Genomic DNA, 24,900 nt, shown 5'->3' with positions numbered 1-24,900 from the left:
TCTGACCGTCAGGAGTATTTCAGCCTGACGGTGATGACAAGATAAATTAGATGTTGATTGCGGTTTCAAGCGCCACTTTCATCATGTCGTTAAAAGACTTTTGACGATCTTCTGAGCTGAGTTTTTCACCACGTAGGATATGGTCAGACACCGTCAGAATAGTCAGCGCACGTGCGCCAAGATCAGCGGCAACACCGTAGATGCCCGCGGCTTCCATATCCACCCCTAAAATGCCCAGCTTTTTCATTTTTTCGAAGATTTCTGGCTCTGGTGTGTAGAACAGATCGGCTGAAAATACGTTCCCTACTTTTACAGGGACTTGCTGAGCCCGTGCCTGATTCACTGCGGTTTCCAGCAGGTCGTAATCGGCGATGGCGGCAAAATCATGACCACTGAAGCGGATACGGTTTACTTTGGAATCGGTGGAGGCGCCCATACCAATCACCACATCCATCAGTTTTACATCGTCACGCACGGCACCACAGCTACCGATACGGATGATGTTTTTTACACCATATTCAGCAATTAATTCATGTACATAGATGCTGCATGATGGAATACCCATGCCATGGCCCATCACCGAAACTTTTTTGCCTTTGTAAGTGCCGGTAAAGCCAAACATACTGCGCACATCGCACACTTGCTTCACGTCTTCCAAGAAGGTTTCCGCAATGTATTTCGCACGCAGCGGATCACCTGGCATCAGTACGGTTTCAGCAAAATCACCAGGTTGCGCGTTAATGTGTGGGGTTGCCATGGTTATTCTCCAATTCAATTCAGCCAATACATTGATTACGAATCCTGTTGGCTGAGGATTTATCTGTTGCGCCAATACTAGCCACTATGGGTAAGGCTCCTTGAGAGCATCGTCACAAATTACTCTCTTTAGTTCCTGATATCCCTAGTTGATAACCAAATATGTTGAAACTGATAAGGCAAGCGTTGAGCCAATCGTTTGGTTTTATATGTTTGTCTTTGGTGTACAAAAATATTATTTGTACAGCATGAAATCACGTGCTATAGATCTTGTACATAAATTTTTATTGTACAGATAAGTGTTGGAGACTCGTATGCCGACCACACCACTCAAAATTGGCATCAGTGCTTGTCTTCTCGGAGCCAAAGTTCGCTTCGATGGCGGGCATAAAATCAGCCATTTCGTCACGGATGAGCTTGCACGCTACGCGGAGTTTGTGTCTGTCTGTCCTGAGATGGGAATGGGTCTACCGGTGCCACGTCCAACTCTGCGGCTGTTTTCAGAAAATCAACGTATTGCATTGGTGGAAACCAAAGATGCAACGCGTGACCATACCCAAGCGTTAGAAAGTTACTCGCAACAAAAAGTGGCAGAGCTTAGTAATGCGGAACTGTGTGGATATATCGTCTGCGCAAAATCACCCAGTTGCGGTATGGAACGAGTCAAAGTGTACAAGCACAATAGTGCCGAAAAAGAAGGGGTGGGGATTTATACCCGCATCTTAATGGAGAAAATGCCTTGGTTGCCGATTGAGGAAGATGGCCGCCTGCATGATCCGGTACTGCGTGAAAACTTTATTACACGGATTTACTGCCTACATGATTTTTATACCAGTATGGGTGAAACTCCGAGTGCAAGGAAAGTGGTTGAATTTCATTCACGCTACAAATTGAGTTTGATGGCGCATCATCCTGAATCCTACCGTGCTTTGGGAAAATGGGTGGCCAATGTGAAGCAGTACCCATTGGATCGGTTTATTGAGGAATATCGTTTAGGTTTAATGCAAGCACTCGCGCACCCCGCGAGCCGTAAAAATAACACCAATGTGTTGATGCATTTACAAGGATATTTCAAACGCTCACTCAACAAGCTGCAAAAAGCGGAGTTAGCACAGGTCATCGAAAGTTACCGCTTAGCGGAACTGCCTTTGCTCGCCCCCCTGACTTTATTGAAACATTATCTCGCGTTGTACCCCGATCCGTATCTGGATCAGCAACGTTACCTCAATCCTTATCCTTCGGAGTTGAAATTACGCTATGGCTTGTGATGAAAAACACTACGCAATACGTGAAGTGGCGGAAATAACGGGCGTAAAACCAGTGACGCTGCGAGCGTGGCAGCGTCGGTATAACTTGGTACAACCCGATCGTACCGAAAAGGGCCATCGTCTATTTACAGAACAAGACATCGAGATGATCCGCCAGATCCAAAGTTGGCTAGCAAAAGGGGTGGCGATTGGCAAAGTGGGTGCTCTATTACAAAGTGGTACGCCAGAAGCGGAATTTCTCCAGCAGTCAGTGACCCAGTTGGAAGAGTGCGAGGTGTTATTGACCGCTTTGGCTGCGTTGCAACGCTCTAAAGCTGAACAGGTTATTGCCACCGTGCTGAAAGAGTATCCGCTAGAGGTGATGCAAAACCAATTTATACACCCTGTGTTAGAAGCGTTAGAACGGGTGAAAGGGCCGCTGCGCTCACTGCAAATGGGGTTATTTCGCACACTTATGCTCACTAAATTGGCATTTGTGCTAGATGCCGAAAATAAAGCGGCCAGTAAAGGCAAATGTTTGTGCCTGAGCTTGGATGACGCTGGGTCTCTTAACGCATGGCTTTGGGCGCTTACATGGGCGGAAAAGGGCTACCAAGTTACCTTGCTTGAAGCCGTTGACGATATTCGTGGCTTACAAGACCACGTTGGTTTAGCGCAGTTCCATACGTTAGCCCTGCATGCTCATCGTCCGTTACCCGCTATTCAGCAATCGGCATTGGTACATTTGCAGCAGCAGTTTGGTCAACAATGCGTGTTATCTGAAGTATTGCAGCAGCTTCAACAGCAGTAAGGTATCAGAATGAAATTGGTTTGGTTTCGGCGCGATTTGCGTAGTTTTGATAACACGGCACTGAGTGCCGCGATGGCGAGCGGCGAACCTGTCGCTGCGGTTTATATTGCAACGCCGGCACAGTGGCAACAACATCATTTAGCACCTATTCAAGCCGATTTTATCTGGCGGCGGTTAGGCGAACTGCAACAAGAACTCGCCGCGCTTAATGTGCCGCTGTTATATCAACAAGTGGCGGATTTTAGGGCCGCTGCAGAGGTGGTGAGTCAGTTGGCAAGCAAGCTGAACGCCACGCAAGTTTTCGCCAATCGTGACTATGAACTCGATGAGCAGCAACGCGATAGACATACAGAGCTTTTGTTGGATGAGCGAGGCATTTCGTGGGCTACGTTTGATGACAAATGCCTCCTTCCCCCCGGTTGCGTTCGTACCAAGCAAGGTGAACACTTCAAAGTGTTTACTCCGTTTAAACGCGCTTGGTTGAGTCTGTTCCAGCCGCCTATCATTGCCAAAAATCCGCCTGCGGAGCCATGGGCGCTCTCAAATGAATGGGCAAGTTGGGTTTGGAATTCAGCACAACCATTCGATTACCCAAGAGTCGATAGCCAATCATGGCCAGTCGATTTTGAAACCATACGTAATCAATTGCGCGATTTTTGTCGAGATCAAGTACAGAATTACCATCAGCAGCGTGATTTTCCAGCGCGCGAAGGGACGAGTGTACTCTCTCCCTATCTGGCGATTGGGGCGTTATCGGCACGACAATGTGTGGCGCGTCTGTACCGAGAATCCTCGATGGGGGCTCTTAGCGAGGGGGCGCAAGTCTGGTTGAGCGAGCTGATTTGGCGTGAGTTCTATCAACACTTAGTGGCGATTGAACCCAACATTTCAAAAAGCCGTGATTTTCATGAATGGGGTTCGCGACTTGAATGGTGGAACGATAACGAAAAATTCCAACGTTGGTGTGAAGGAACCACCGGTTATCCGATTGTTGATGCTGCGATGCGACAGCTCAATCAAACGGGATGGATGCATAATCGGTTGCGCATGATTGTGGCGAGTTTTCTCACTAAAGACTTGCATATCGATTGGCGCTGGGGCGAGCGTTATTTTATGAGTAAGCTGATCGATGGTGATTATGCAGCCAACAACGGTGGCTGGCAGTGGTGCGCTTCCACGGGCTGCGATGGGCAACCGTATTTCCGAATTTTCAACCCAGTCAGTCAGGGGGAGAAATTTGACCCACAAGGAGAGTTCATCCGTCACTGGGTTCCGGAATTACGCTCAATGTCGGCCGCGTATATTCACCAGCCTTGGACTTATCCTGCGGTCAATAGCGTGTCATATCCTGCGCGACTAGTTGATCATAAACAGGAAAGAGAAGTAACCTTACGCTTGTATAAAACAGCGAAGGGATAATCAGCAGTATGTGGCAGAAAGTTTGGGCAATCGGTTGTGCGTGGGCCATCAGTTACGGTGTAAATGCTGCTGTGTTTGAATTGCCTGTTGAGGGCAGCAGTATTGTCGGCAATACGCAGTACCATGAAATTCAAAAAGGACAAACCCTGTCGGACATTGCAAAACAGTACGATATTGGTCTGCTAGCGTTGATGGCAGCAAACCGCGGTGTCGACCCTTTCTTACCACAAGAAGGCTTTGTTCTTGCAATTCCTGCACAAATTATTCTGCCGAAAATTCCTTATGAAGGAATTGTAATTAATCTGGCTGAGCTGCGTCTTTATTACTTTCGTCCTGATGAAGGGAAAGTGCATATTTTCCCCGTTGGTATCGGTCGGATTGGGCGTGATACCCCTGTGATGCAAACCTCCATCAGCAGTAAGCGCAAGAACCCGACGTGGACACCGCCGGAATCGATTCGTCGTGAACATAAAGCCAAAGGGGATATTTTACCCGCAGTGGTACCGGCTGGGCCAGATAACCCACTGGGGGATTACGCGATGCGATTGGCTTATGGGTCGGGTGAGTATTTGATCCACGGCACCAACAAAGATTTTGGGATTGGTATGCGCGTGAGTTCAGGCTGTATTCGTATGGACCCGAAAGATATCGAGTGGTTATTTCAGCAAGTGGAACGCGGCGAAAAAGTTCGCATTATTAACGAGCCGATCAAAGTCGCTTTAGAGCCGGATCGCAGTGTGTTTATTGAAGTGCACGAACCTTTAACCCGCAGTGACGGTGTTAAACACGCCTTAGTGATGCCACAAGAACTGAGCTGGTGGTTAGACGAAAATAAGGTCTCAGATGCTAAAGCGCGTGCCGCTATTTTGGCGCAAAATGGTGTTCCAGTAGAAATTGCTCCACCAGTTTGGGAATCGGCTGAGCAATAATCGGTATTTAACGTCAGAGAAAAAAGAGCCAGCAATCGCTGGCTCTTCAATTCAGTCAATGACTCAGGAATTACTTGGTGTAAGACTGAGCAATGTTGTCGATACGTTCGTTTGCGCGAGCAGCTTCTTCTTGAGCGGCTTTAGCTGCTTCAGTTGCTTGATCCACTTTTGATGTCAGTGCAGCAACTTGCGAGTTCAGTTCGCTGACCTGATTGCTGATTTCGTTCATTTTTGCAGTGGTAGCTTCATCAGGACCAGAGGCGCAACCCGCTAGTAGAAGTACGGAAGACGCTGCTGCTGCGATTAACATCTTGTTCATAGAGAACTCCTTAACTTGGTAAAGTCGGTATCAGTTACGTCCTATACTTATGAGAAATTAAAATATGGACGCTTCAATTGTAGTCGCTATTTTGCGCAAAACTAGCCCTCAAAAGTTAAAAAAATCCAAGAATTTGACAACGAATCAACAAATTGTCGGGCATCTTATTTTTTAGATTATGAGTTGAGTTTTTGTATTCGATAGGCTTATTCATTTTGGGATTATTTTATCCCTCGACTATCTATGAATGGGTGAGTTGCGTTATCATACTGGGCTTTTTCGTGATCTACTTCGTACTTTTAAACAGAACCAAAGATGGAGAATACTTTGCAATTTAAAGATTTAGGCTTAGATAATCGCTTACTGAAAAATCTAGCGCATTACAATTTCAAACAAGCGACAGAGATTCAACAACAGGCGATTCCGTTAACGATTGCTGGTCGCGATTTGTTGGCTTCATCTAAGACAGGTTCGGGCAAAACGCTGGCCTTTGTGCTGCCGATGTTGCACAAATCTTTAAAAACCAAAGCATTTTCAGCAAAAGATCCTCGTGGCGTCATTTTGGTTCCAACTCGTGAATTGGCAAAACAAGTGTATGGTGAACTGCGTTCTATGCTTGCAGGCCTTAGCTACACGGCGACGTTAATCACGGGTGGTGAGAACTTTAACGACCAGGTGAAGGCGTTAGCTCGTGGTCCTCGCTTTATTGTGGCCACGCCGGGACGTTTAGCCGATCATTTGGATCACCGTTCACTGTTTCTGGAAGGTTTAGAAACGCTAGTGCTAGATGAAGCCGACCGTATGCTGGATTTGGGTTTTGCCAAAGAGTTGCGCCGTATCCATAACGCTGCGAAGCATCGTCGCCGTCAAACATTGATGTTTTCTGCAACTTTGGATCACGCCGATGTGAATGACATGGCGATGGAAATGCTCAATGAGCCAAAACGCATCGCTATTGGTGTGGGTTGTGAAGAGCATAAAGACATTACTCAACACTTCTACCTGTGTGACCATTTGGACCATAAAGAAGCTTTGTTGGATCGCATTCTTGCAGATGCAGAGTACCGTCAAGTGATCATCTTTACCGCAACGCGTGCTGATACCGATCGCCTGACCGAAAAACTCAATAAGAGTAACCTCAAAGCGGTTGCGTTGAGCGGTAACCTAAACCAAACACAACGCAACACCATCATGAGTCAGTTTGAGCGCACCGTATTTAAGATTTTAGTGACAACCGATGTGGCTTCTCGCGGGCTTGATATTCCATCGGTCACCCATGTGATCAACTTTGATATGCCAAAACATACGGAAGAGTACGTTCACCGTATTGGTCGTACTGGTCGTGCGGGTAACAAAGGTGATGCGATGTCGCTGGTTGGGCCTAAAGATTGGGATAGTTTCAAACGAGTGGAAGCTTTCTTACAACAAGATATTCAGTTTGAAGTGCTGGAAGGACTGCAAGGTAAGTTTAAAGGCCTAAAACCACGTCAAGCGATGCCTAAAGCTGCGCCAAGTAAACGTGTGAACAAAACGAAAGCTCCGGCCAAAGCGAAAAAACCAGTTTCGCGTGATAAGAGTTTCTATCAAAACGTTGCAGTGGGTGATTCGGTATTTATTCCGAAAAAGAAAGTGGCACCGAAGCCTGAACTTGATCAGGAAAATGAGATCGAATAATTGCTCGAACTTGAGCTGAGCTTGAATAAAAACCGCCGTTTCTGGCGGTTTTTTTATGCCGAAAGAAAACCTATCTATTGAGCTGTGAGTTTATCGATAGGGGTTTTACTCTAAATAAATCTAAATGATAATTGATCTTGTTTGTATTTGTGTTAGAGTGGCGACCGATTTTTATTTCTTATAGTAATCACTATTTCGATGAAACTGCTCAATGTATTGGCACTGACGACATCTCTGTCGGTTTTTCATGCCTACGCAGACAATTCCTACCAATGGCTTCGTGATGACTCCCGTTCAGAGCCTCGTGTGAAACAGTACCTGAACGATCAAAATGTGAAAGCCGACCGCTGGTTTGAACCGCATAGCTCTGACATTCAGGCATTGGTCGGAGAATGGCAACAAACGGCGCAGCATAAAGCGCCATCACCGGCATTGATCCGATCGCATCAGCAGTACAACGATATCCAATGGAATGGCGATCGACAGCTGGTCAAAATCAATGCACCGGATGACATAAAACCACTTCTTAATCTCTCGGTGCGTGCTGACGCCTTTGATTACTACCAATTAGCGGCGTGGATGCCGGATACCTCAGGAGAGTGGATTGCATTAGCGGAAGATACCCGTGGTGACGAGCAGTATAGGATCACCCTAGTGCATGTAACCGATCGTACCGAGCGAGTTATTTCTGCAACTGCGAGCACTTACTTTGTTTGGGCTCCGGATGGTAAAAGCCTTTATTACTTATCCGATTTGAATGGCAACACTCAGTTGCAACGTTTTGAGTTAGCGAGTGGCCAATCCACTCAGCTTGATGAGTGGCGCTCGGCTGAGTGGCTGTTTTCGCTCTATTCTGCCAGTAATCCGCGTTATGTCGTGATACAGCAAAATAATGAAAACGCGACCCAACAACGTCTTTTGGATACGCAAACGGGTCGTTTGATGCCATGGTTGCGCAGTGCCGAAGAGGGGGTGGAGTATTACGTCGATGTGTTGGGTGACACGCTTTACATCAACAGTAATCATCAAGGGACATTCCAGCTTTATCGCCAACCGTTACCGCAAGCGGAGCTGAATTGGCAACCGTTCATCACACACAAAGAAATAGGCTCACTGAGCAATTTTTATTTGTTTGATGCAGGGATTGTGTTGGTGGAAGATCAATCCTTAGCACCGAAAATTTGGGTTCTCGATTACCAAGGCGAAGTGCGTACTCACTTTGAGTTACAAGCCTTGGGACAAGTGGCTTGGATTTCCCGTAATGGTGATGCACCTAGCAATCGCTTGCGAGTGCGTGCCATGTCGATGACCGAGCCAGCCAGCTGGCATGAATTGGATGTAGCACAGTTACAGTGGCAAACGTTAAGTCAAGATAGCTACGCGGGGTTTGACTCTGCTCAATATCAAACTCATACGGCTTGGGTTGCGCAAGGCGGCATTAAGGTCCCTGTCACGTTGGCGTATCGGCGAGACAAGTTGACACCAAGCAGCAGTGTGGTGCTGTATGGCTATGGTGCTTACGGCGTGACGATGAAGCCCTATTTTATGCCGCAAATTGTCAGCTTGCTTGATCGCGGCATGATCTACGCGATTGCTCATGTGCGTGGCGGCGGCTATCTCGGTGAAGCGTGGCATCAAGCTGGCGCTGGACTGAATAAACAAAACGGCATTGACGATTTCCTCGCAGCGGCTCGATTTTTGACGCATTTTGATCAAGGCACCCGAGCCATTTATGCCATCGGTGGGAGTGCGGGCGGCACGTTAGTCGCGGCGGCGCTCAATCAGCAGCCTGATTTATTTGCCGCAGCCGTACTGCAAGTACCGTTTGTCGATGTGCTGGCCAGTATGAGTGATACCAGTCAAGCATTGACCGCCCAACAGTATCAGGAATGGGGTAACCCAACACTACCGGAACAGCGTCAAGTCATGGCTGCTTATGATCCGGTGAGCAATCTGCGCGCCGCGGTTTATCCGCCGACATTCGTTAATGTCGGTTGGTGGGATAACCGAGTGCCTTATTGGGAAGGGGCTCGTTATCTCGCTCGTCTGAGTGACTTGTCACAAGGGGCGGGACCTTATCTTTTATCCACGGATTTTCAGGCGGGTCACGCCAGTGATCGGCGCCAAGCGCTCGAAAAACAGGCGCGTGAATATGCTTTCTTTCTCACCTTAGATAAAAACAGAAAAGCGGGGCAGTAATGAAGCTTTCTCCAGTATCAGCTGCGGTACTTAGTGTACTCGCGGCGGGGTTCGCTCATGCCGAATCTGAGCCAAGCCACTATGAAGAAGTGGTGGTAACAGCCAATCGAATTGAACAACCGTTGTCAGAAGTGGCAGGTTCAGTCGCGGTGCTTGAAGGGGAAACTCTTGAAAAGCAAGGCAAGACTGAGTTGTATGATGCACTGAACCAAGAGCCGGGCGTGAGCGTCACTGGCGGAGCGGGGCGTCCACAAAATATCACGATTCGTGGTATGACCGGCAACCGCATTGCGATTGTGCGCGATGGGGTACAAAGCGCTGATGGCTATGGCGCAGCCGATATTAACGACAAATATGGCCGCAATACCTTTAGCTTGAGTCAGGTCAAACAAGTGCAAGTTGTGAAAGGGGCAAGCTCAACGCTATACGGTTCTGGTGCGATTGGCGGTGTAGTGATTATCGAGAGCAAAACGCCGGAAGATTATCTGTATGACCGTGACTATTACGTCGATGCCGCGTTGACTTACAGCGGTATCAGCAATCGTTACCAAGGCAGCCATGCGTTGGCGATGCGTCGTGGTGATGGCGAAACCTTGTTGACGGTAGACTATTGGCAAGGTGAAGAAACGCGTAACTTTGAGCAGGATTTGTATCACCGTGAAGTGGAGGGTTACAACCTCGCGCTTACTCACCATTACTGGTTGAACGATACGCTGCGTTTGAAAACCCGCTTAGAATATTTTGATGATAACGCGCAACGCCGTGAAGGTTCCGCTTCGATCCAAAAAGACGATAAATGGGATTTAGTGACGTTTAATGAGTATCAACGTAGCCAGACGCGCCTGATAAGTGTTGGCGCAGATTATGATGCTTACTTGGCTTGGATGGATACGCTGGAAGGGAAACTTTACTGGCGCAGCACAAACAACATCACCCAAACGAACCGTTTAATGTCGAACGATCTTTCTGGCTCGGGCATCCTTTCCTATCGTCGTGAATTGCGAGATGAAGGTTTTGACGATGCCGCGTTAGGAGCCACACTCAATGCGCAAAAAGAGTGGCCACAAGCAGAGAAGTTGCACCAGTTCACGTATGGAATGAGCGTTGATGGGCATGATTATCAACGTCCGAAAACCATGCGTGTGATTGAATCGTCGGGCGAGCAGCAGCAACCGGACGAACCTTTTGCACCCGCGCGCGAGTATCGTTTTGGCGTGTATGGGCAAGATCACTTCACGTTCGGTGATTGGGCACTGACGGCCGGTTTACGCTTTGATGCGCAAAAGCTGACGCCAAAAAGTGCCGATCGCATTCAGGGCTACAAAGTGGTGACGATGGGCAGTAGCGAATGGTCGCCGAGTGCCTCCGTTGCCTATCAATGGCATCCAGAGTGGAACACGTACCTGAGCTATAACCACGGTTTTCGTGCGCCAAGTTACGATAAAGCCTATGGGGCAAGCGACCACAGTTTCGTTCCCCTGACGCCATTTATGATCAAACCCAACAATAAGTTGCGCGCTGAAACCAGTGACAGTTTCGAGTTGGGAAGCAAATACGACAATGGTCAGACTCAGCTCTATGTGGCGGTTTTTTATTCCCTCTTCGATAACTTTATCGATGTCAAACAAGTCGGCTATGACGACACCACGGGTTCAGTGATCCAGCAGTACCAAAATATTGCCGGAGTCAAAACCTACGGGGCTGAAATGTCGTTAGTTCATCGCCTAGATGAGCGTTGGAGCTTTGAAAACAAACTGGGGTATGTGAACGGAAAAGATGGCCAAGGCCAGTATGTTCGTACCTTGACGCCCTTAGAAGGCAATGTGCAGATCAACTACCAACGTGAACAGTGGGATGCATACAGCCGCCTGAATTGGGCAAGTGCCATGAACCGAGTCTCCACTTGCGTCACAGAGCAAGGCAGTGAAACGGAATGTGCGACCACCGCCGGTTGGGTGAGTTGGGACATGGGGTTCAACTACCAATGGAACGCTCAATGGAGTGCCAGCTTCAACGTGGTCAACCTACTTGATAAAGAGTACATCCGCTATCAAGACGTCGCGGGTGTGGCGCAAAGTGACACGCGTTATTCCACGGAGCCGGGACGCTATTTCACCCTCCACGCTAAGTATGTGTTCTAGGAGTTCACGATGAAATCAATACTAACTCTAACGTTAGCCAGCCTCTTCGCGCCTCTCACGCTAGCAGCACAGTGGGATTACCCTGCCACGAGCGATAAAGTTTTTAGTGACGCAGATGCATTAGCGTTTGTGCAAAAGTATTACCCGCAAGTTGGGCAAGCCACGCTGCGTTACCATAAAACCAGCTTGTTAGGCACACACTACAATTTTGACTTGACCCAAAATGGTGAACTGCAAGGGCAAAAGACGATCGTGCTGTCCACCGACAAACAGGGCTACGTCACGCGGGTGTTTAAAAGCTTAAACGATACCGTGTTGGTGAATGGCGTGCCGAGTGTGGCCGCCGAATTGGTTGCCCCACAGCGTTTAAATGCGCTTCAACCACCAGAATTAACGGCGGGGACTTTGGTTAAGGTTGAAGTCTCGATTGTTGACCCAGATCTGCGCACCATGGATGGTTTGGCCGCTCCTGCGACGCCTTGGTTAACGATAGAGGACTACCCCAACTCCGCACAGTATGTTCGAGCCCAAGTGTCATTGCTTCAATCGGGTGGCCGCTATTATCTTGCTAACGAGCGAGTAAAGATGGTTGATGCGCAAGCGATCCAAGAGAAAGCCGCTGACAGTGCGGTTTACACCGACAGTGATGTGAGTTTATTAGCAGCAAAAGGCGTGGTGAGCTGGGATTCGATTGCGTCATTACAAGCGACGCAATTCGCCGATGAGGGCTTTGCTCACATCATGGCGTTTGCGCATCTGGATAGCTCGATACAGTATTTGACGTCGCTGGGTTATCCAATTCAGGAACCTATTTTGTTTGATGCTGCGGCGCTCTCAGCCAATAACTCGTCTTATTATGTGGGGCCGAATGCCATCCTATTTGGACAAGGTGGATCTCCCGACGCGCTCGATGCAGATATCATCTGGCATGAGTTTGGTCACGCGATTCATTACCAGATCGTGCCAGATTGGGCGTACGGACACTCGGGGGCTTTAGGCGAAGGCTTTGGCGATTATTGGGCAGGAGCGCATAGTTACCGCAACCAATTTGAGCAGGGCAAAGCATTTGAAGTTGATACTCTTTTCAACTGGGATGGCTATTTTGGGACGACCATTTCCACTCGCAGTCTGGCTAACTTAGCCGCGCGTTATTATTCAGCCGGTGATTATCGTGCTCATGAACATGAAGCGGGTTACTTGGGGGATGAACTGTGGTCAACACCGCTGTTTCAAAGTTTGAAGCAATCGGTGGAGCAGTATGGTGTGGGTGCCTTTGATGAATTCAACACGGTGGTGTTGGAGTCGATGTTCGGTGTCGGGCGTGGAGTGCTGATGCACGATCTTGCGCAAAACATGCTGTATGTTGCCAACGCACTTTATCCAGAAAAAGACTATCAGCAGATCTTACAGCGCAATCTTCAGCATCATGGTTTGCTTAAAGCACCGTTTAAGGTGGCTTTCGCCAAGCAATATCTTGATCCGCTGGCAAACCAAAACATCTACGTGAATGCGACTGAACGTTCTGCCACCACCCAAGCAACCGTTGTGATGGCAGGGCAAACCCAAACGTTTAACCAAGAAAATCTGGCGAGTGTGGTGTGGAGATTACCCGCACCAAGCCACTATGAATGTGGTGTCGCGACCTCGGTTCAAGTCGATCTTAGTTACCAATATGCCCACTTCTTAACCATACAAACTTGGCAAGCTGAGCTGCCTGTCGTGTTTGGTATTCCGAACATGGATCACACCTTTACTGCGATTGATTCAAAGCTGCGTGATGCACAGTTGGGTGACGATGGCAAACTTGCTTCTGGCTTCAAAAGTTACAATTTCTTCGTGGATGGGGAAGCTCGCACGGTCGGAGATGATTTTGCACTGCGTTTAAAACTCAATCACAGCAATATGCAGGATCTTCGTATCACCTTGATTTCGCCGCAGGGTACTCGGGTGGAAATCCTCAATAATCAAACGACGCCTGTTGCGCAATTGGATGACTATTGGGTATTGGCTCACCAAAAGGCGCTACAAGTGTTACGCGGTGAGCGGTTAGATGGCTACTGGCGTTTGGAAATCCTCGACAATGTGGCGGGCAATACCGGCACCTTGCAGCTGTGGGGGGTAGGACAAGTTAAACGCTATACCTGCGATAAAGCAACGCAAGAGCAAAACAAACCGTTAGAAGAGGAAGAAATTACCGCAGGCGGCACTTCCTTGAGCGGCATATTGCTGCTGTTACTGAGTGTTTTTCACCGTCGTCGTGTGGCGAAAAAAGGTAATCAACAATGAAATTTCACAACACTTTGATCTATAGCGCGCTGCTGTTAGCGGGCTGTGGTGGTGAGGAAACCACGGACGTGAGCTTACCTGAGTATGTGGTCTCTGGGTCTCTGGTCGCACAGAATATCGCCCTAAACAGTAAAATCTGCTTAGACCAAAACCAGAATTTTACGTGTGATGCGGGAGAGTTAACGACACAAGCTGATAGCGATGGCCGCTTCACGTTGCGCAGTGTGGATAAATCGCTCTACTCGCTACCGATTTTGGCCGAATTCAGCGGCAGTGCCGCTCGTTCCTCCCATCCCACATCATCCCGCATGGTGTTAGCCGCTCCTGGGCTCAATCGTGCCGGAGAGCGAGTGATTAATGGCGTGAGTACGTTGTTCGCCGCGTTAATGCTCGCCGGTTATACCGAGCATGACGCACTCACTTTGTTTGTTGGGCAATTGGAGCAACGTGGCATCGTGGCCGCGCGCGATTTGAGCTCCCTACTGACTGACAATGCTTTGGCGCAGCTCGAAGCCAATATGTTGGAAATGTTGCCGCTGATCGAGCCTGAGCTGCGCCCACAAGTGCTGGCCGCCTTGGCACAAACCTTTGGTGAAGAGGATCCGGGCATTGTGCACAACGTTTTGGATGAAGCGCAATTAACGCAGTACGTTGTGCAGTTGGCGAAACGAGTGCCTCGCCAAGTGCCGTTAAATGACACAGGGTTGGTCACCTTTTATGAGGAAGGGGGCGTAGTCGGTTATGTCCCCAACAGTGATTACCCTGAGCAGGATGCCGAATACGGTCGTGATGCGCAATTGGGCAAAGAAGGCTTTATGTTCAGTAAGTTAGACGCGGCAGGGAAACGGCTGAGTGAGAGTGCGAGTGAGTGGTCTTGTGTGCGTGATGAACTGACCGGATTGGTGTGGGAAGTGAAAAGTGCAGATCCGGCGTCGACCAACAACAAAGAACGGTTATTCGCCCTCGAAATTCCCGGTCGCTTTAGTCCTTATGCTGACGATTTAGCTGAAGCGACTTGCCGCAGTGCGGGTGATGCTTTGTGTACGACTGCGCAATACATTGAACACTTGAACCAAACCGCGCGTTGTGGCATTCGCCAATGGCGGTTACCCACCAATGCTGAGCTATTCAATCTGTTTGATTTTGGTGACATGGGCGAAGACGCGCAGGCGCTGAGTGTGGTGTATTTCCCGCAACAGAGCCAAAACCAAGATTACTCTGGGCATACGTGGACTTCGGCACTGAGCCATACCAATTATGCACTCGCTTTGAGTGAAGGCGTTAGGAACTATAAAATTATCAGTCACTTAGGCTTGAACAAGGGAGAGTTAAGTATACTTGAAGTCTATAACCAAGATCAGGTCGCCGATGCTGGCTCCTCCTTGGTGCTTCCCGTGCGTATGGTGGCGGATGTTGTGGAGGTAGAGGAATGAGACGATTCTCAATGGCAACAATGTGGCTGATATTGAGCTTGCCCGTTATGGCGCAGGAGTGCGCCAGCGATATTCCGCGCACTGCGCCCAATTTGCGCTACGTGTACAGCACTCAAGGAACGGTGAAAGATTTGTACACCGGGTTAACGTGGATGCGCTGCACCTTTGGTAAAGAGTGGAATGCCGCACAAGGGCGTTGCTCGGGGCAAGTGCAACCTCTGCGTTGGCAAGCGGCGCTGCAAGAAGTACAAGCGATCAACCATCCCAACAGTCGTCACCGTTTGCACCAGTTTGCGGGGGTAAAACAGTGGCGTATGCCCAACATCAAAGAGCTCAATAGTTTGACTGAGCACGCCTGCTTTGCACCTGCGGCGAATGAGACAGCGTTTGCCTCTGGCTTAGTGACTGAAGTCGGCAATCTATCGGGTTATCTGTGGAGTAACACCATGCGTATTGAGCGTGAACAAGCTTGGGTATGGGATGCAATCAATGGTGAACTTTACGCATACTCGATTCACGGTTATGAAATGGGGATGCTACTGGTATCGGATGACGAATAAACCCAAGTGGGCAACGGATACGCCGAAAAGTAAAAAGGTCTGGCTTAGCCAGACCTTTTTTATGTCATAAAGAGCACCGAGTCATTTACACGCGGAAATACTGGAGCTGCTGGTGTTGCTGTTCGGCGAGGTCAGAAAGTTCATGGCTTGCCGCGGCGGATTGGGTAATCCCCGTGACATTTTGGCTAACCAACTCATAGATGTTGCTTAGATTACGGTTGATGTCTTTGGTCACTTGGCTTTGCTCTTCCGAGGCGGTTGCGACTTGAGCGTTGATCTGCCCCAATGCGGTGATCGCTTGATTGATTTCGGTGAGTGATGCGCTGACCTTTGCCGCCAATGCTTGGTTTTGTTCAAGTAGACTCAAGCTTGAGTGCATACTGCTGTTGGCAGTGCTTGACTGGTTTTGCAGCTCTTCAATAATGGTTTGGATCTCTTGCGTTGAAGTTTGGGTACGAGCAGCCAACATTCGCACTTCATCGGCCACCACGGCGAAGCCGCGTCCACTTTCTCCCGCGCGCGCCGCTTCAATTGCCGCATTCAAAGCGAGCAGGTTGGTTTGCTCTGAAATACTGCGGATCACTTCGGTCACGTTACCGATACGCTCCGACTGATCTTTGAGTTGATTGACCACTTGCGCAGCTTCGGTAAGCTGATCGGCCATTTTGGCTGTGGCGCGATTGCTCTCTTCAAACATGCGCAAACTTTGTGAGGCAAGCTGGTTCGCTTGTTGGGCTGCACCATCCGCACTGTGCGCATGGTCGGTCACACTTTGCGCGGTACTTTGCAGCTGATTGACGGCTGAAGCCACTTGTTCAACTTCCTGCTTTTCTTGATCGGAGTTAACACTGGCTTGCGTCATCACGGTTGCTAATTCAGTTGAAGCGGAAGCCACATCGGTACTGATGCGCACTAGATTTTCTACTGTTTGGCGCAGTTGGGTCACGGTAGCATTCACATCGCGTGCCAGTAACGTGATCTCGTTTTTACCCACTTCCTGGGCTTTAACCAGTAGGTTACCTTTTGCCACTTCACGCACAGTTTGTTGCAGCTGACGAATCGGAGTGACAATGATGCCCGCCAGTAGCCAACTGCTTAGCGCAGCGACCAGTAAAATACCGATTAAGGCAAAAGTGGATTGAGACATCACCGAATCGTGCTCGTGTTCACTTTCATCAATGGTATTCATGGCCACTTGATTTAAGCGATTGGATAGCACATCGATGGCTTTAATCATGTCATTGCCCACCTTGCGATACTCGGCGGTGGCTTGTTCATACTGGGTGGTAAACCGCTCGTCTTTCTCTTGGTCACCATGCTGAATGTTCAGTAACGGGATCATGGTTTGAATCGAGTAATCCACATAACGCTGCATGGCTTGTGTAAGCCCTGCGACTTCATTTTTCAGTTCGGGATTATCCGCAAGGCTGCGTAAGAGCGCCAAGTTTTCGGTTTGTTTTTCTTTAAGAACGTTAGGAAGGGCGGTGACTTCTGCGGGGCGAAACAGACTATAAATGGCGCTAATGCGCATCGCATAAGTGTTATCAATCAAGGTGGTGAGATTATCTTTATCGGTAATGAGTTGTTCTGTGGAGACGGTAACTTGGTGGAAGGCGGTTTTTAAGCTGGAGGTACTGAACGTAATACCAATGATCAGTAACAACAGAGTGAAAAATACCGGTACTACAACCTGCAGCTTGATAGACAAGCCGCTGAGTAACTGGCGCATGGTGATCCTCTTCTAAAAATTATTAAGAATAATTATCGTTATTTGAAATAAATGCCCATCGATAATAAGCATCGGCGGTGAGATTGCAATCGCTTGCAAACCTTAAACAACCATAAAAAGTTGACGATAATCACGCTTTTAATCTCTGCTTGTCGATAGAAGAAATATTTAATTTTCGTGGTTAATTTTTTGTTTCAAGCCTGATAAAAACTGGAGTGAAAATGCTATGTGTGTGGATTTTATGAACAATAAGAGGGAGGTGTCATAGAGGGTTCAATTAACTGAAACATAATTGTCATATTCGCAGCCTAAAGTGAGCCTCGTTCAAGTGAAACACAACGGCAACAAAGCCACTTATAGGAAATTTGTGATGAAAAAGACAGTAATCGGTGCTATCGCTCTTATGGGCGCACTTGCAGTAACTCCAGTTATGGCGAAAGAGACAATCTCAGCAGTGGGCTCAAGCAGTGTTACTCCGCTGATGGAAGTGTTTTCTGAAACTTACGCAAAAATGAATCCTGAAGTTTTCATTGAAGTACAAGGCCCAGGTTCTTCTGCGGGTATCAAAGCCGCAAAAAATGGTAGCGCGGACATCGGTATGTCATCGCGTAGTCTGAAAGATTCTGAAAAAGAAACAACGCTAGTTGAAGAGAAAATTGCGCTGGACGGTATCGCTGTAGTGGTTCACCCAAGCAATGCAGTGAAAGGCCTGACGGCTGAGCAAGTTTCTGAAATCTACAAAGGTGAAATCACCAACTGGAAACAAGTCGGTGGTGAAGACAAGCCAATCGTTGCGATCACTCGTGATACCGCTTCGGGTACTCGTGGTGCATTCGAAGACATCATGGAACTGAAAAAGAAAATTGCAGATAAAGAAGTATCAGCAATTTCTCAACGTGCTCAAGTGGCTAACGGCAACGGTGCACTGAAAACGATGGTGGCATCAAACCCATACTCTATCGGTTACATTTCACTGGGTACCGTGGATAGCTCTGTTCATGCATTGTCTGTGAACGGCGTTGAAGCGAGCGTAGATAACGTGAAAAACGGTACTTACAAAGTCTCTCGTCCATTCCTCGTGCTGTACAAGCAAGATAAGCCATCTGCGGAAGCGAAAAAATTCCTAGAGTGGATGCTGTCTGCTGACGCACAGAAGATTGTCGCTGACAAAGGCTACATCGCAATTAATTAATTCGTTCTACACTCTTTTCCCGACCCAATTTGGGTCGGGTACTTTGTTTACATCGACCTTAGTTCGATAGGTGATTTTATGACCATCGCAACAAATAGTGACAAGCTTATGGATAATACCTCTATGCGTAGTCTGCGTGAGCAACGACGTGTTGACTGGAAAGAACGTATCTTTCACGGTTTGTTTCTTACCAGTGCCGTGATCGGCATTGTTTCTCTTGGCATCATTGCCTACTTCATTGTTCGGGAAAGTATTCCTGCTTTCCAAGAGGCTGGCGTAACAGGCATTGTGCTTGGTCAAGACTGGTTACCACCAGCACTGTACGGTGTCGCGACTATGATTGTCGCTTCTGTTGTTTCCACCTTTGGTGCCGTGATTGTGGGTGTTCCAGTTGGCGTACTCACTGCCGTTTTCATTGCGGAAGTGGCACCCAAACGTGTAGCCGATGTCATTCGTCCTGCGGTTGAGCTGCTTGCTGGCATCCCTTCTGTGGTGTACGGCTTCTTCGGTTTGGTGATCATCGTTCCGTTGATCCAAAACGTGTTTAACGTTCCTGCGGGTAACACGATTTTAGCTGGGATTATCGTACTGGGTGTGATGATTCTGCCTACGGTAATCACCGTGTCTGAAACCTCGATTCGTGCGGTACCGCGTGCTTACAAAGAAGGTTCGCTCGCACTGGGTGCTTCAAGCATCTACACCATCTTCAAACTGCTGGTTCCTGCAGCGCGTTCCGGGATCATGACGGGCGTTATCTTGGGTATCGGCCGCGCTTTGGGTGAAACCATGGCGATCATCATGGTGATGGGTAACGCACCTGCGATGCCAGAAGGCCTGCTTGATTCTGCTCGTACCTTGACTGCTAACATTGCGATTGAAATGTCTTACGCGAGTGGTGTGCATGCCAACGCGCTTTACGCAACCGGTGTGGTACTGCTGGTGTTTATCATGATGTTGAACGCAGCATTGTTGTATTTGAACCGTGAGAAGGCGAGGTAATGGCTATGGATCGCGTAAAACTCAAACAAGCGCGTGTATTGAAAGACAATATCCTGCGTGCTTTTATCTGGATTTCTGCGGCACTGACGGTGGGTTTCCTGTTCTGGATTATCTGGTACATCCTGTCGAACGGCTTGCAGCACGTTAACTGGAAATTTATTAGCGATAATTACACCCATACTGGTGATGAGCACGGTATTTTCCCGATGATCATTTCCACCATCTACATGGTCGTGGCATCCATTGCGGTGGCTGCGCCAATCGGCATTATGACGGCGATTTACTTAACGGAATATGCCAAAGTGGGCAGCCGTTTAGTCAAAATCATCCGTTTCTGTACTGAGTCACTGGCGGGGATTCCATCGATCATTTTCGGTCTGTTTGGTATGACCTTCTTCGTGGCGATTTTGGGCTTAGGCTTCTCGATTCTCTCCGGTGCATTGACCCTGAGTATTTTGATCCTGCCAGTCATTATCCGCACCACGGAAGAAGCGTTAATGTCGGTACCACAAACGTACCGTGAAGGTTCTTATGGTGTCGGAGCTTCAAAAATTTACACCATTCGTCGGTTGATTTTGCCAAGTGCAATGCCGGGGATTTTAACTTCTGTCATTCTGAGTATTGGTCGTGTTATCGGGGAATCTGCACCGGTATTTTTGACGGCAGGTATGGTGGCGCGTATTCCAGACTCTTTACTGGATTCTGGCCGTACCCTAACCGTTCACCTGTACAAACTGACCACAGAACTGTTCACCATTGAAGAATGGAACCAAGCGTATGGCACCGCCACGGTGCTGATTGTGGTGGTACTGCTGATCAACATGGTCACCAAACTCATCGCCAAACGATTCAATACTGCGACGTACTAAGTCATTGACAGAATTTAGAGATAACACAATGAAAACGACCAAATTCAATATCGAAAATCTTGATCTGTTCTACGGTGAGAACCAAGCCCTGAAATCGATCAACCTGCCAATTCCAACCCGTCAAGTGACGGCGCTGATTGGCCCATCAGGTTGTGGTAAATCCACCCTGCTGCGTTGCCTTAACCGTATGAATGACCTGATCGAAGGGGTTACTATCACAGGTAAACTGACCATGGATGGCCAAGATGTGTATGGCAATATCGATGTGTCAGACCTACGCATCCGCGTTGGCATGGTTTTCCAAAAGCCAAACCCATTCCCAATGAGCATTTATGAAAACGTGGCGTATGGCTTGCGTGCGCAAGGGATTAAAGACAAAAAGCATCTCGACGAAGTGGTTGAACGTTCACTGCGCGGTGCTGCATTGTGGGATGAAGTGAAAGATCGCCTCAAGTCTCACGCGTTTGGTTTATCGGGTGGTCAACAACAGCGTCTGTGCATTGCGCGCACGATTGCAATGGAACCGGATGTCATTTTGATGGATGAACCCACTTCCGCACTTGACCCGATTGCGACCCACAAGATTGAGGAATTGATGGAAGATCTGAAGAAGAACTACACCATCGTTATCGTGACGCACTCGATGCAACAAGCACGTCGTATTTCTGACCGCACCGCTTTCTTCCTAATGGGAGAGTTGGTGGAGCACGATGACACTCAAGTGATCTTCAGTAACCCACGTGACGACCGTACTCGCGGTTACGTTAACGGGGATTTCGGTTAAGCCTTATTTGATGGAATTATAACTATAAGCGATGGTAAATTTTGCCCCTCACGATGAGGGGCTTTTTTGTAGAAACTTCATCTCATACATGTTTTTATCGGCTAAAAAAATCAGCTGACTTAGGTTGGTGGTATCGAGCGGGTAAGTGCTGACACCCACGCTAGTGCTCAGTCTGGCGCGTAAAGAGTCATTTAACTCAAACTCTTGTTCAAAGCACTCTTTTATCATGCGCTGCATCATCATTTGCTCTGTGGTGTTGATGCTACTGAAGATCAAAGCAAATTCGTCGCCTCCCATTCGAAAAACTCGGTAATCAAACGCCGGAATTGAATGATTTAAACGATAGGCAACTTGCTTAAGCACCGCATCACCCATTTGGTGACCATAGGTATCATTAATCTGTTTAAAACCATTAAGGTCGAGTAGAAACAGCGAAAATCCACCGCTACGGCGGGAGCGTTCTAATTCGCTAAACATCGCCGTCCGGTTTTCCAGCCCAGTGAGTGGATCGGTTAGGGCTAAAATACGATGGAATTCGGACTCTTTGTGCAAAATAAAACTCACCAATCCCACACAACCAAACATCAATAGCATTAGCATAAATTGGATGCGGCTGAGGTAATTGACCTGTTCTTTCTGCTCCATATACAAAGGGCTTTGCACCCCAAAAGTACGGTTAATAAACTGGATGAAAATATCGAATTCCTGCTCGGCCGCTAAAATAAAAGTTTGTAAGCTATCGGGATCCTTCGCTGCCAACAGTAAAGGCTCAAGCTGTTGAAAACGTGCAAAAGCCGCTTGGAAATAGTCACGAGTGCTAGGCATTCCGATGATGCCGTCGGCTTCTGGGCTACTAAGAATGAGATCAAAGCGGCTCCATGTCAGCTCATATTTCACCATCACCTGTTGGCGATTGCTATTTGAGTTCAATAGATAAGGGGATAGCGAAAGCATCTCCGTAAACTCTTTATTGAGTTGAAATAAAAACCATATCGCTTGATTCGTCTGCGAAGAATAGGATTTAGATAAATCACGAGTGGTATTGAGTAAATACAAATTAGCCAGAATTAGGATCGCCGACATGACGATCAATAGCGTCTTAGCGTGCAGAATCAAGGGGTGTAGCGTTTTCTGGGTCTGTGTGTTCATGGCTTCTTATGAATCAGAATATGACTTATCTGCCAAACCATATGGTTATAGTAAATGGGATTGTTCAGCTTCGGGTTGTTGTTTAGGTTGTACACCAACCAAAATGGTCCTTTATTACGGATCTTCATTTCTGTCCCATCCATATAATAAGCCACGATAGGATTGTATTGCTGGATGTCTGCTAATGAAATATTAGCAGCATAGTCATTGAGTGCCATAAAAGTGACAGAACTGACTTGATCTTGTTGCAAATATTCAAGAAGGTCATTCACCCTGAAACCCGTATAGTTATGCTCACCTTGTAGCCAGGGTAGTTGAGTAGAGAAAGAAACCTTAGGTAAATCTGTGCTTAACTGCTTGAGCGAAAAAACCTTAGGTTGCTCATTTGCAATCTGTATCGAAATTTCCGACGAATAAGCAAAAGAACTGCACAATAAGGTCAATATCAGCCACATCCATCTCATGATTCTTTATTCCGTGCTGTTTGACAGAACTCCCGATGCTTATCCATACCAACGTTTGGACAATGGGAGTGATATTTGTCGCGTGCCATTTCAACCTGAGTTGCTGATGGGTTAGCAACGTTGAGCGCTAGTGCTATGACAACACGATGGGTTAATAACCATTATTTGGTTGAATTATAGGCGGAGTTGGATGATATGAAAATCACTGATATTAATAAAATTGATGATAAAAAGACTCAATAGTGAGACTTGAAATAATAAAAGCGCTGCATTGGCAGCGCTTCTTAATAAAGAGACGGGTTAGAACAGTAAATGTGCTACCGCAGTAATGACGGGTAAAGTGATGAGAGTGCGCAAAATGAAGATGACAAACAGCTCGGCGATATTGACCGGAATGCGGCTACCCAGCAGTAGAGCACCGACCTCAGACATGTAGATCAACTGAGTGACCGACATTGCGGCAATTACAAAGCGAGTCATCTCATTATCGATAGACGCAGCTAAAATGGCTGGGATAAACATATCAGCAAAACCGACCACAATCGTTTTTGATGCCGCCACCGCTTCAGGCACTCCTAGCAATTCTAAGAATGGAATGAAAGGCTGACCTAACAGAGAGAATACAGAAGTGTACTCCGCAATCACGAGCGCAATCGTACCAAGGCCCATCACTACAGGCAGCACGCCAAATACCATATCGACAGCATTACGCACACCTTCAGCAATCACCGATTTGACTGAGCTGACTTTTGCTGCTTTTGCTAGCGCCAGTTCCATGCCCCAAGAAAAAGCGGTATGACCTTCAGGGATCGCATCGGCATCTGGGTGTGGCTTAGTGCCATCGATGTAGGTATCTTTCTTCCATGACAGTGGGGGTAGGCGAGGGATAACGACCGCAGCCACAAAGCCCGCTAAACAGACCGCACCATAGAAAGGTAAGAACAGGTGCTCCAGCTCAACTTGAGCAATCACCACTAAGCTAAAAGTAATTGAAACCGCAGAGAAAGTGGTACCTACTACCGCGGCTTCACGCTGCGTATAAAACTTTTCTTCGTATTGCTTACTGGTGAGCAGGATCCCCACGCTACCATCACCAAGCCAAGATGCCATACAGTCAATTGCGCTGCGGCCAGGCAAGTTAAAAACAGGGCGCATCACTTTGCTCAGCAGGCTACCAAACAGTTCTAACAAACCGAAATTGAGCAGCAACGGCAGTAGTAAGCCGGCAAAGATAAACACTGAAAAGAGCGTAGGGAGCAAACCTTGTAACACTAATCCGCCGGTGTTTTCTTCCCAGATCGCTTTCGGACCGATTTGAAAGAAGGTCATGATGACTGCTGCACCACCAATAATGCGCACGGTTAGCCAAAGCCAAGAAGGATTGAGCAAACTGTTTAGGAAAGGGCGGCTCATGATCCCGCTTGGTTGGAATAATTTTGTCACTAAAGAAGCGACAGACATAAACGCAATAATTACCGTGACGACGGTGACCAGAGAATCACCCAATAAAGCTTGGACTGACTTGGCTAATACGGCTACAGGAATAGTCAAGGCACCATCGTAACTGATGGGCGCCATAAACAGGAAAAGCCCGATCAAAGAAGGGATCAGGAACATCCACAGATTAGCAGAATGGCTCTTTACTGGCGGCTCTAGGGTTTGCGCGTTATCTTGCATGGGTTTATCTCTATCATTACTGCATTGACGACTGCGTCCTTCAGACGCGCGGTTCGGTCTTTCTCACCCTTCCATGGCATAAAAATTCACTGATCATCCTGATTGATTCAGCGGGCGCAAGAATAGCTATTTTTCACACCGTTCGCAATACTATTCAATTATTTTGGGTATGCATTCAAATTAATTTCCTGATGTTTCAAATAATGACGGAGTTTTGTATATTTATTGTTAAATGTATCATCGGTGAAATGGCGAGGATGAAG

At 47.8% G+C, this 24,900-nt stretch carries 20 protein-coding genes; 14 read left to right on the top strand and 6 right to left on the bottom strand.

The features are described from left to right. Positions 1-46: 46 nt before the first annotated feature. Positions 47-757 carry a purine-nucleoside phosphorylase gene (deoD, locus tag EPB59_RS16470; RefSeq protein ID WP_000224891.1) on the bottom strand — a complete coding sequence of 237 codons (711 nt, stop codon included), beginning with the start codon at positions 755-757 and terminating at the stop codon, positions 47-49. 313 nt (positions 758-1,070) lie between these two features. On the opposite strand from deoD, the gene EPB59_RS16465 reads away from it, so the two are divergent. Genes EPB59_RS16465 through EPB59_RS16450 form a run of 4 tightly spaced genes read left to right on the top strand, consistent with a single transcriptional unit; the run spans position 1,071 to position 5,162 of the window. Continuing rightward, a complete protein-coding gene (locus EPB59_RS16465; protein WP_195707126.1) occupies positions 1,071-2,024 on the top strand; it encodes a YbgA family protein in 954 nt (317 codons plus the stop codon). Then, entirely contained in the window at positions 2,014-2,814 is an 801-nt protein-coding gene (locus tag EPB59_RS16460) for a MerR family transcriptional regulator (protein WP_154173903.1), read from the top strand. The genes EPB59_RS16465 and EPB59_RS16460 overlap by 11 nt, the downstream gene beginning before the upstream one ends. A 9-nt stretch (positions 2,815-2,823) precedes the next feature. After that, positions 2,824-4,233, top strand: coding sequence for a deoxyribodipyrimidine photo-lyase (phrB, locus tag EPB59_RS16455; RefSeq protein WP_154173901.1), 1,410 nt, complete (start codon positions 2,824-2,826; stop codon positions 4,231-4,233). 8 nt (positions 4,234-4,241) lie between these two features. After that, on the top strand, positions 4,242-5,162 hold the full coding sequence (locus EPB59_RS16450) for a L,D-transpeptidase family protein (RefSeq protein WP_154173899.1): 921 nt from the start codon (positions 4,242-4,244) through the stop codon (positions 5,160-5,162). A 70-nt stretch (positions 5,163-5,232) separates the two neighbouring features. On the opposite strand, the gene EPB59_RS16445 is transcribed toward EPB59_RS16450, so the two are convergent. Beyond that, a complete protein-coding gene (locus EPB59_RS16445; RefSeq protein WP_001038492.1) occupies positions 5,233-5,481 on the bottom strand; it encodes an Lpp/OprI family alanine-zipper lipoprotein in 249 nt (82 codons plus the stop codon). Between the two features lie 327 nt (positions 5,482-5,808). On the opposite strand from EPB59_RS16445, the gene EPB59_RS16440 reads away from it, so the two are divergent. The 6 genes from EPB59_RS16440 (at position 5,809) to EPB59_RS16415 (ending at position 15,774) form a co-directional block, all read left to right on the top strand. Further along, positions 5,809-7,155: a DEAD/DEAH box helicase gene (locus EPB59_RS16440; protein WP_055050455.1), complete on the top strand. Its 1,347-nt coding sequence runs from the start codon at positions 5,809-5,811 to the stop codon at positions 7,153-7,155. Positions 7,156-7,353: 198 nt separating this feature from the next. Further along, entirely contained in the window at positions 7,354-9,354 is a 2,001-nt protein-coding gene (locus tag EPB59_RS16435; protein ID WP_154173897.1) for a prolyl oligopeptidase family serine peptidase, read from the top strand. Further along, complete coding sequence (locus EPB59_RS16430) at positions 9,354-11,495, top strand: TonB-dependent hemoglobin/transferrin/lactoferrin family receptor (protein WP_154173895.1); 2,142 nt, start codon at positions 9,354-9,356, stop codon at positions 11,493-11,495. Before EPB59_RS16435 ends, EPB59_RS16430 begins: the two co-directional genes overlap by 1 nt. A 9-nt stretch (positions 11,496-11,504) precedes the next feature. Further along, positions 11,505-13,781, top strand: coding sequence for a proprotein convertase P-domain-containing protein (locus EPB59_RS16425; protein WP_154173893.1), 2,277 nt, complete (start codon positions 11,505-11,507; stop codon positions 13,779-13,781). After that, entirely contained in the window at positions 13,778-15,214 is a 1,437-nt protein-coding gene (locus EPB59_RS16420) for a DUF1566 domain-containing protein (RefSeq protein ID WP_154173891.1), read from the top strand. The genes EPB59_RS16425 and EPB59_RS16420 overlap by 4 nt, the downstream gene beginning before the upstream one ends. Further along, positions 15,211-15,774, top strand: a complete 564-nt coding sequence (locus tag EPB59_RS16415; RefSeq protein WP_055064105.1) for a DUF1566 domain-containing protein — start codon at positions 15,211-15,213, stop codon at positions 15,772-15,774. Before EPB59_RS16420 ends, EPB59_RS16415 begins: the two co-directional genes overlap by 4 nt. Before the next feature lie 85 nt (positions 15,775-15,859). On the opposite strand, the gene EPB59_RS16410 is transcribed toward EPB59_RS16415, so the two are convergent. Then, positions 15,860-17,503, bottom strand: a complete 1,644-nt coding sequence (locus tag EPB59_RS16410; protein WP_154173889.1) for a methyl-accepting chemotaxis protein — start codon at positions 17,501-17,503, stop codon at positions 15,860-15,862. Positions 17,504-17,873: 370 nt separating this feature from the next. Here EPB59_RS16410 and EPB59_RS16405 point away from each other — a divergent pair, with 370 nt between their 5' ends. The 4 genes from EPB59_RS16405 to pstB all read left to right on the top strand — a co-directional run bounded on the left by EPB59_RS16405 (position 17,874) and on the right by pstB (position 21,347). Further along, positions 17,874-18,695, top strand: coding sequence for a phosphate ABC transporter substrate-binding protein (locus tag EPB59_RS16405; RefSeq protein ID WP_055050277.1), 822 nt, complete (start codon positions 17,874-17,876; stop codon positions 18,693-18,695). 78 nt (positions 18,696-18,773) lie between these two features. Continuing rightward, positions 18,774-19,694, top strand: a complete 921-nt coding sequence (gene pstC, locus EPB59_RS16400) for a phosphate ABC transporter permease subunit PstC (protein WP_000150745.1) — start codon at positions 18,774-18,776, stop codon at positions 19,692-19,694. Positions 19,695-19,699: 5 nt separating this feature from the next. After that, on the top strand, positions 19,700-20,563 hold the full coding sequence (gene pstA, locus EPB59_RS16395) for a phosphate ABC transporter permease PstA (protein WP_055031288.1): 864 nt from the start codon (positions 19,700-19,702) through the stop codon (positions 20,561-20,563). Between the two features lie 28 nt (positions 20,564-20,591). Beyond that, complete coding sequence (pstB, locus tag EPB59_RS16390; RefSeq protein ID WP_000858875.1) at positions 20,592-21,347, top strand: phosphate ABC transporter ATP-binding protein PstB; 756 nt, start codon at positions 20,592-20,594, stop codon at positions 21,345-21,347. A gap of 48 nt (positions 21,348-21,395) precedes the next feature. Here pstB and EPB59_RS16385 read toward each other — a convergent pair whose 3' ends face one another. From EPB59_RS16385 to EPB59_RS16375, 3 genes are all read right to left on the bottom strand, one after another. After that, the gene (locus EPB59_RS16385) at positions 21,396-22,496 is read right to left on the bottom strand and encodes a GGDEF domain-containing protein (protein WP_055050278.1); all 1,101 of its coding nucleotides are present in this window, start codon (positions 22,494-22,496) and stop codon (positions 21,396-21,398) included. Beyond that, on the bottom strand, positions 22,493-22,960 hold the full coding sequence (locus tag EPB59_RS16380; protein WP_154173887.1) for a molybdopterin-dependent oxidoreductase: 468 nt from the start codon (positions 22,958-22,960) through the stop codon (positions 22,493-22,495). Before EPB59_RS16380 ends, EPB59_RS16385 begins: the two co-directional genes overlap by 4 nt. Before the next feature lie 300 nt (positions 22,961-23,260). Next, the gene (locus tag EPB59_RS16375) at positions 23,261-24,637 is read right to left on the bottom strand and encodes a YjiH family protein (protein WP_154173885.1); all 1,377 of its coding nucleotides are present in this window, start codon (positions 24,635-24,637) and stop codon (positions 23,261-23,263) included. Between the last annotated feature and the right edge of the window lie 263 nt (positions 24,638-24,900).

The organism is Vibrio metoecus (assembly GCF_009665255.1).
GTDB classification, from domain to species: Bacteria; Pseudomonadota; Gammaproteobacteria; order Enterobacterales; family Vibrionaceae; genus Vibrio; species Vibrio metoecus_B.
The sequence above is the reverse complement of the archived record's forward strand: the minus strand, read 5'-3'. Positions and strand labels throughout refer to the sequence as shown.

What these genes read in the sequence shown, in the direction of transcription:
- deoD (WP_000224891.1), bottom strand. Translation starts at nt 757, where the DNA reads ATGGCAACCCCACACATTAACGCGCAACCTGGTGATTTTGCTGAAACC.
- EPB59_RS16465 (WP_195707126.1), top strand. Translation starts at nt 1,071, where the DNA reads ATGCCGACCACACCACTCAAAATTGGCATCAGTGCTTGTCTTCTCGGA.
- EPB59_RS16460 (WP_154173903.1), top strand. Translation starts at nt 2,014, where the DNA reads ATGGCTTGTGATGAAAAACACTACGCAATACGTGAAGTGGCGGAAATA.
- phrB (WP_154173901.1), top strand. Translation starts at nt 2,824, where the DNA reads ATGAAATTGGTTTGGTTTCGGCGCGATTTGCGTAGTTTTGATAACACG.
- EPB59_RS16450 (WP_154173899.1), top strand. Translation starts at nt 4,242, where the DNA reads ATGTGGCAGAAAGTTTGGGCAATCGGTTGTGCGTGGGCCATCAGTTAC.
- EPB59_RS16445 (WP_001038492.1), bottom strand. Translation starts at nt 5,481, where the DNA reads ATGAACAAGATGTTAATCGCAGCAGCAGCGTCTTCCGTACTTCTACTA.
- EPB59_RS16435 (WP_154173897.1), top strand. Translation starts at nt 7,354, where the DNA reads ATGAAACTGCTCAATGTATTGGCACTGACGACATCTCTGTCGGTTTTT.
- EPB59_RS16430 (WP_154173895.1), top strand. Translation starts at nt 9,354, where the DNA reads ATGAAGCTTTCTCCAGTATCAGCTGCGGTACTTAGTGTACTCGCGGCG.
- EPB59_RS16425 (WP_154173893.1), top strand. Translation starts at nt 11,505, where the DNA reads ATGAAATCAATACTAACTCTAACGTTAGCCAGCCTCTTCGCGCCTCTC.
- EPB59_RS16420 (WP_154173891.1), top strand. Translation starts at nt 13,778, where the DNA reads ATGAAATTTCACAACACTTTGATCTATAGCGCGCTGCTGTTAGCGGGC.
- EPB59_RS16415 (WP_055064105.1), top strand. Translation starts at nt 15,211, where the DNA reads ATGAGACGATTCTCAATGGCAACAATGTGGCTGATATTGAGCTTGCCC.
- EPB59_RS16410 (WP_154173889.1), bottom strand. Translation starts at nt 17,503, where the DNA reads ATGCGCCAGTTACTCAGCGGCTTGTCTATCAAGCTGCAGGTTGTAGTA.
- EPB59_RS16405 (WP_055050277.1), top strand. Translation starts at nt 17,874, where the DNA reads ATGAAAAAGACAGTAATCGGTGCTATCGCTCTTATGGGCGCACTTGCA.
- pstC (WP_000150745.1), top strand. Translation starts at nt 18,774, where the DNA reads ATGACCATCGCAACAAATAGTGACAAGCTTATGGATAATACCTCTATG.
- pstA (WP_055031288.1), top strand. Translation starts at nt 19,700, where the DNA reads ATGGATCGCGTAAAACTCAAACAAGCGCGTGTATTGAAAGACAATATC.
- pstB (WP_000858875.1), top strand. Translation starts at nt 20,592, where the DNA reads ATGAAAACGACCAAATTCAATATCGAAAATCTTGATCTGTTCTACGGT.
- EPB59_RS16385 (WP_055050278.1), bottom strand. Translation starts at nt 22,496, where the DNA reads ATGAACACACAGACCCAGAAAACGCTACACCCCTTGATTCTGCACGCT.
- EPB59_RS16380 (WP_154173887.1), bottom strand. Translation starts at nt 22,960, where the DNA reads ATGAGATGGATGTGGCTGATATTGACCTTATTGTGCAGTTCTTTTGCT.
- EPB59_RS16375 (WP_154173885.1), bottom strand. Translation starts at nt 24,637, where the DNA reads ATGCAAGATAACGCGCAAACCCTAGAGCCGCCAGTAAAGAGCCATTCT.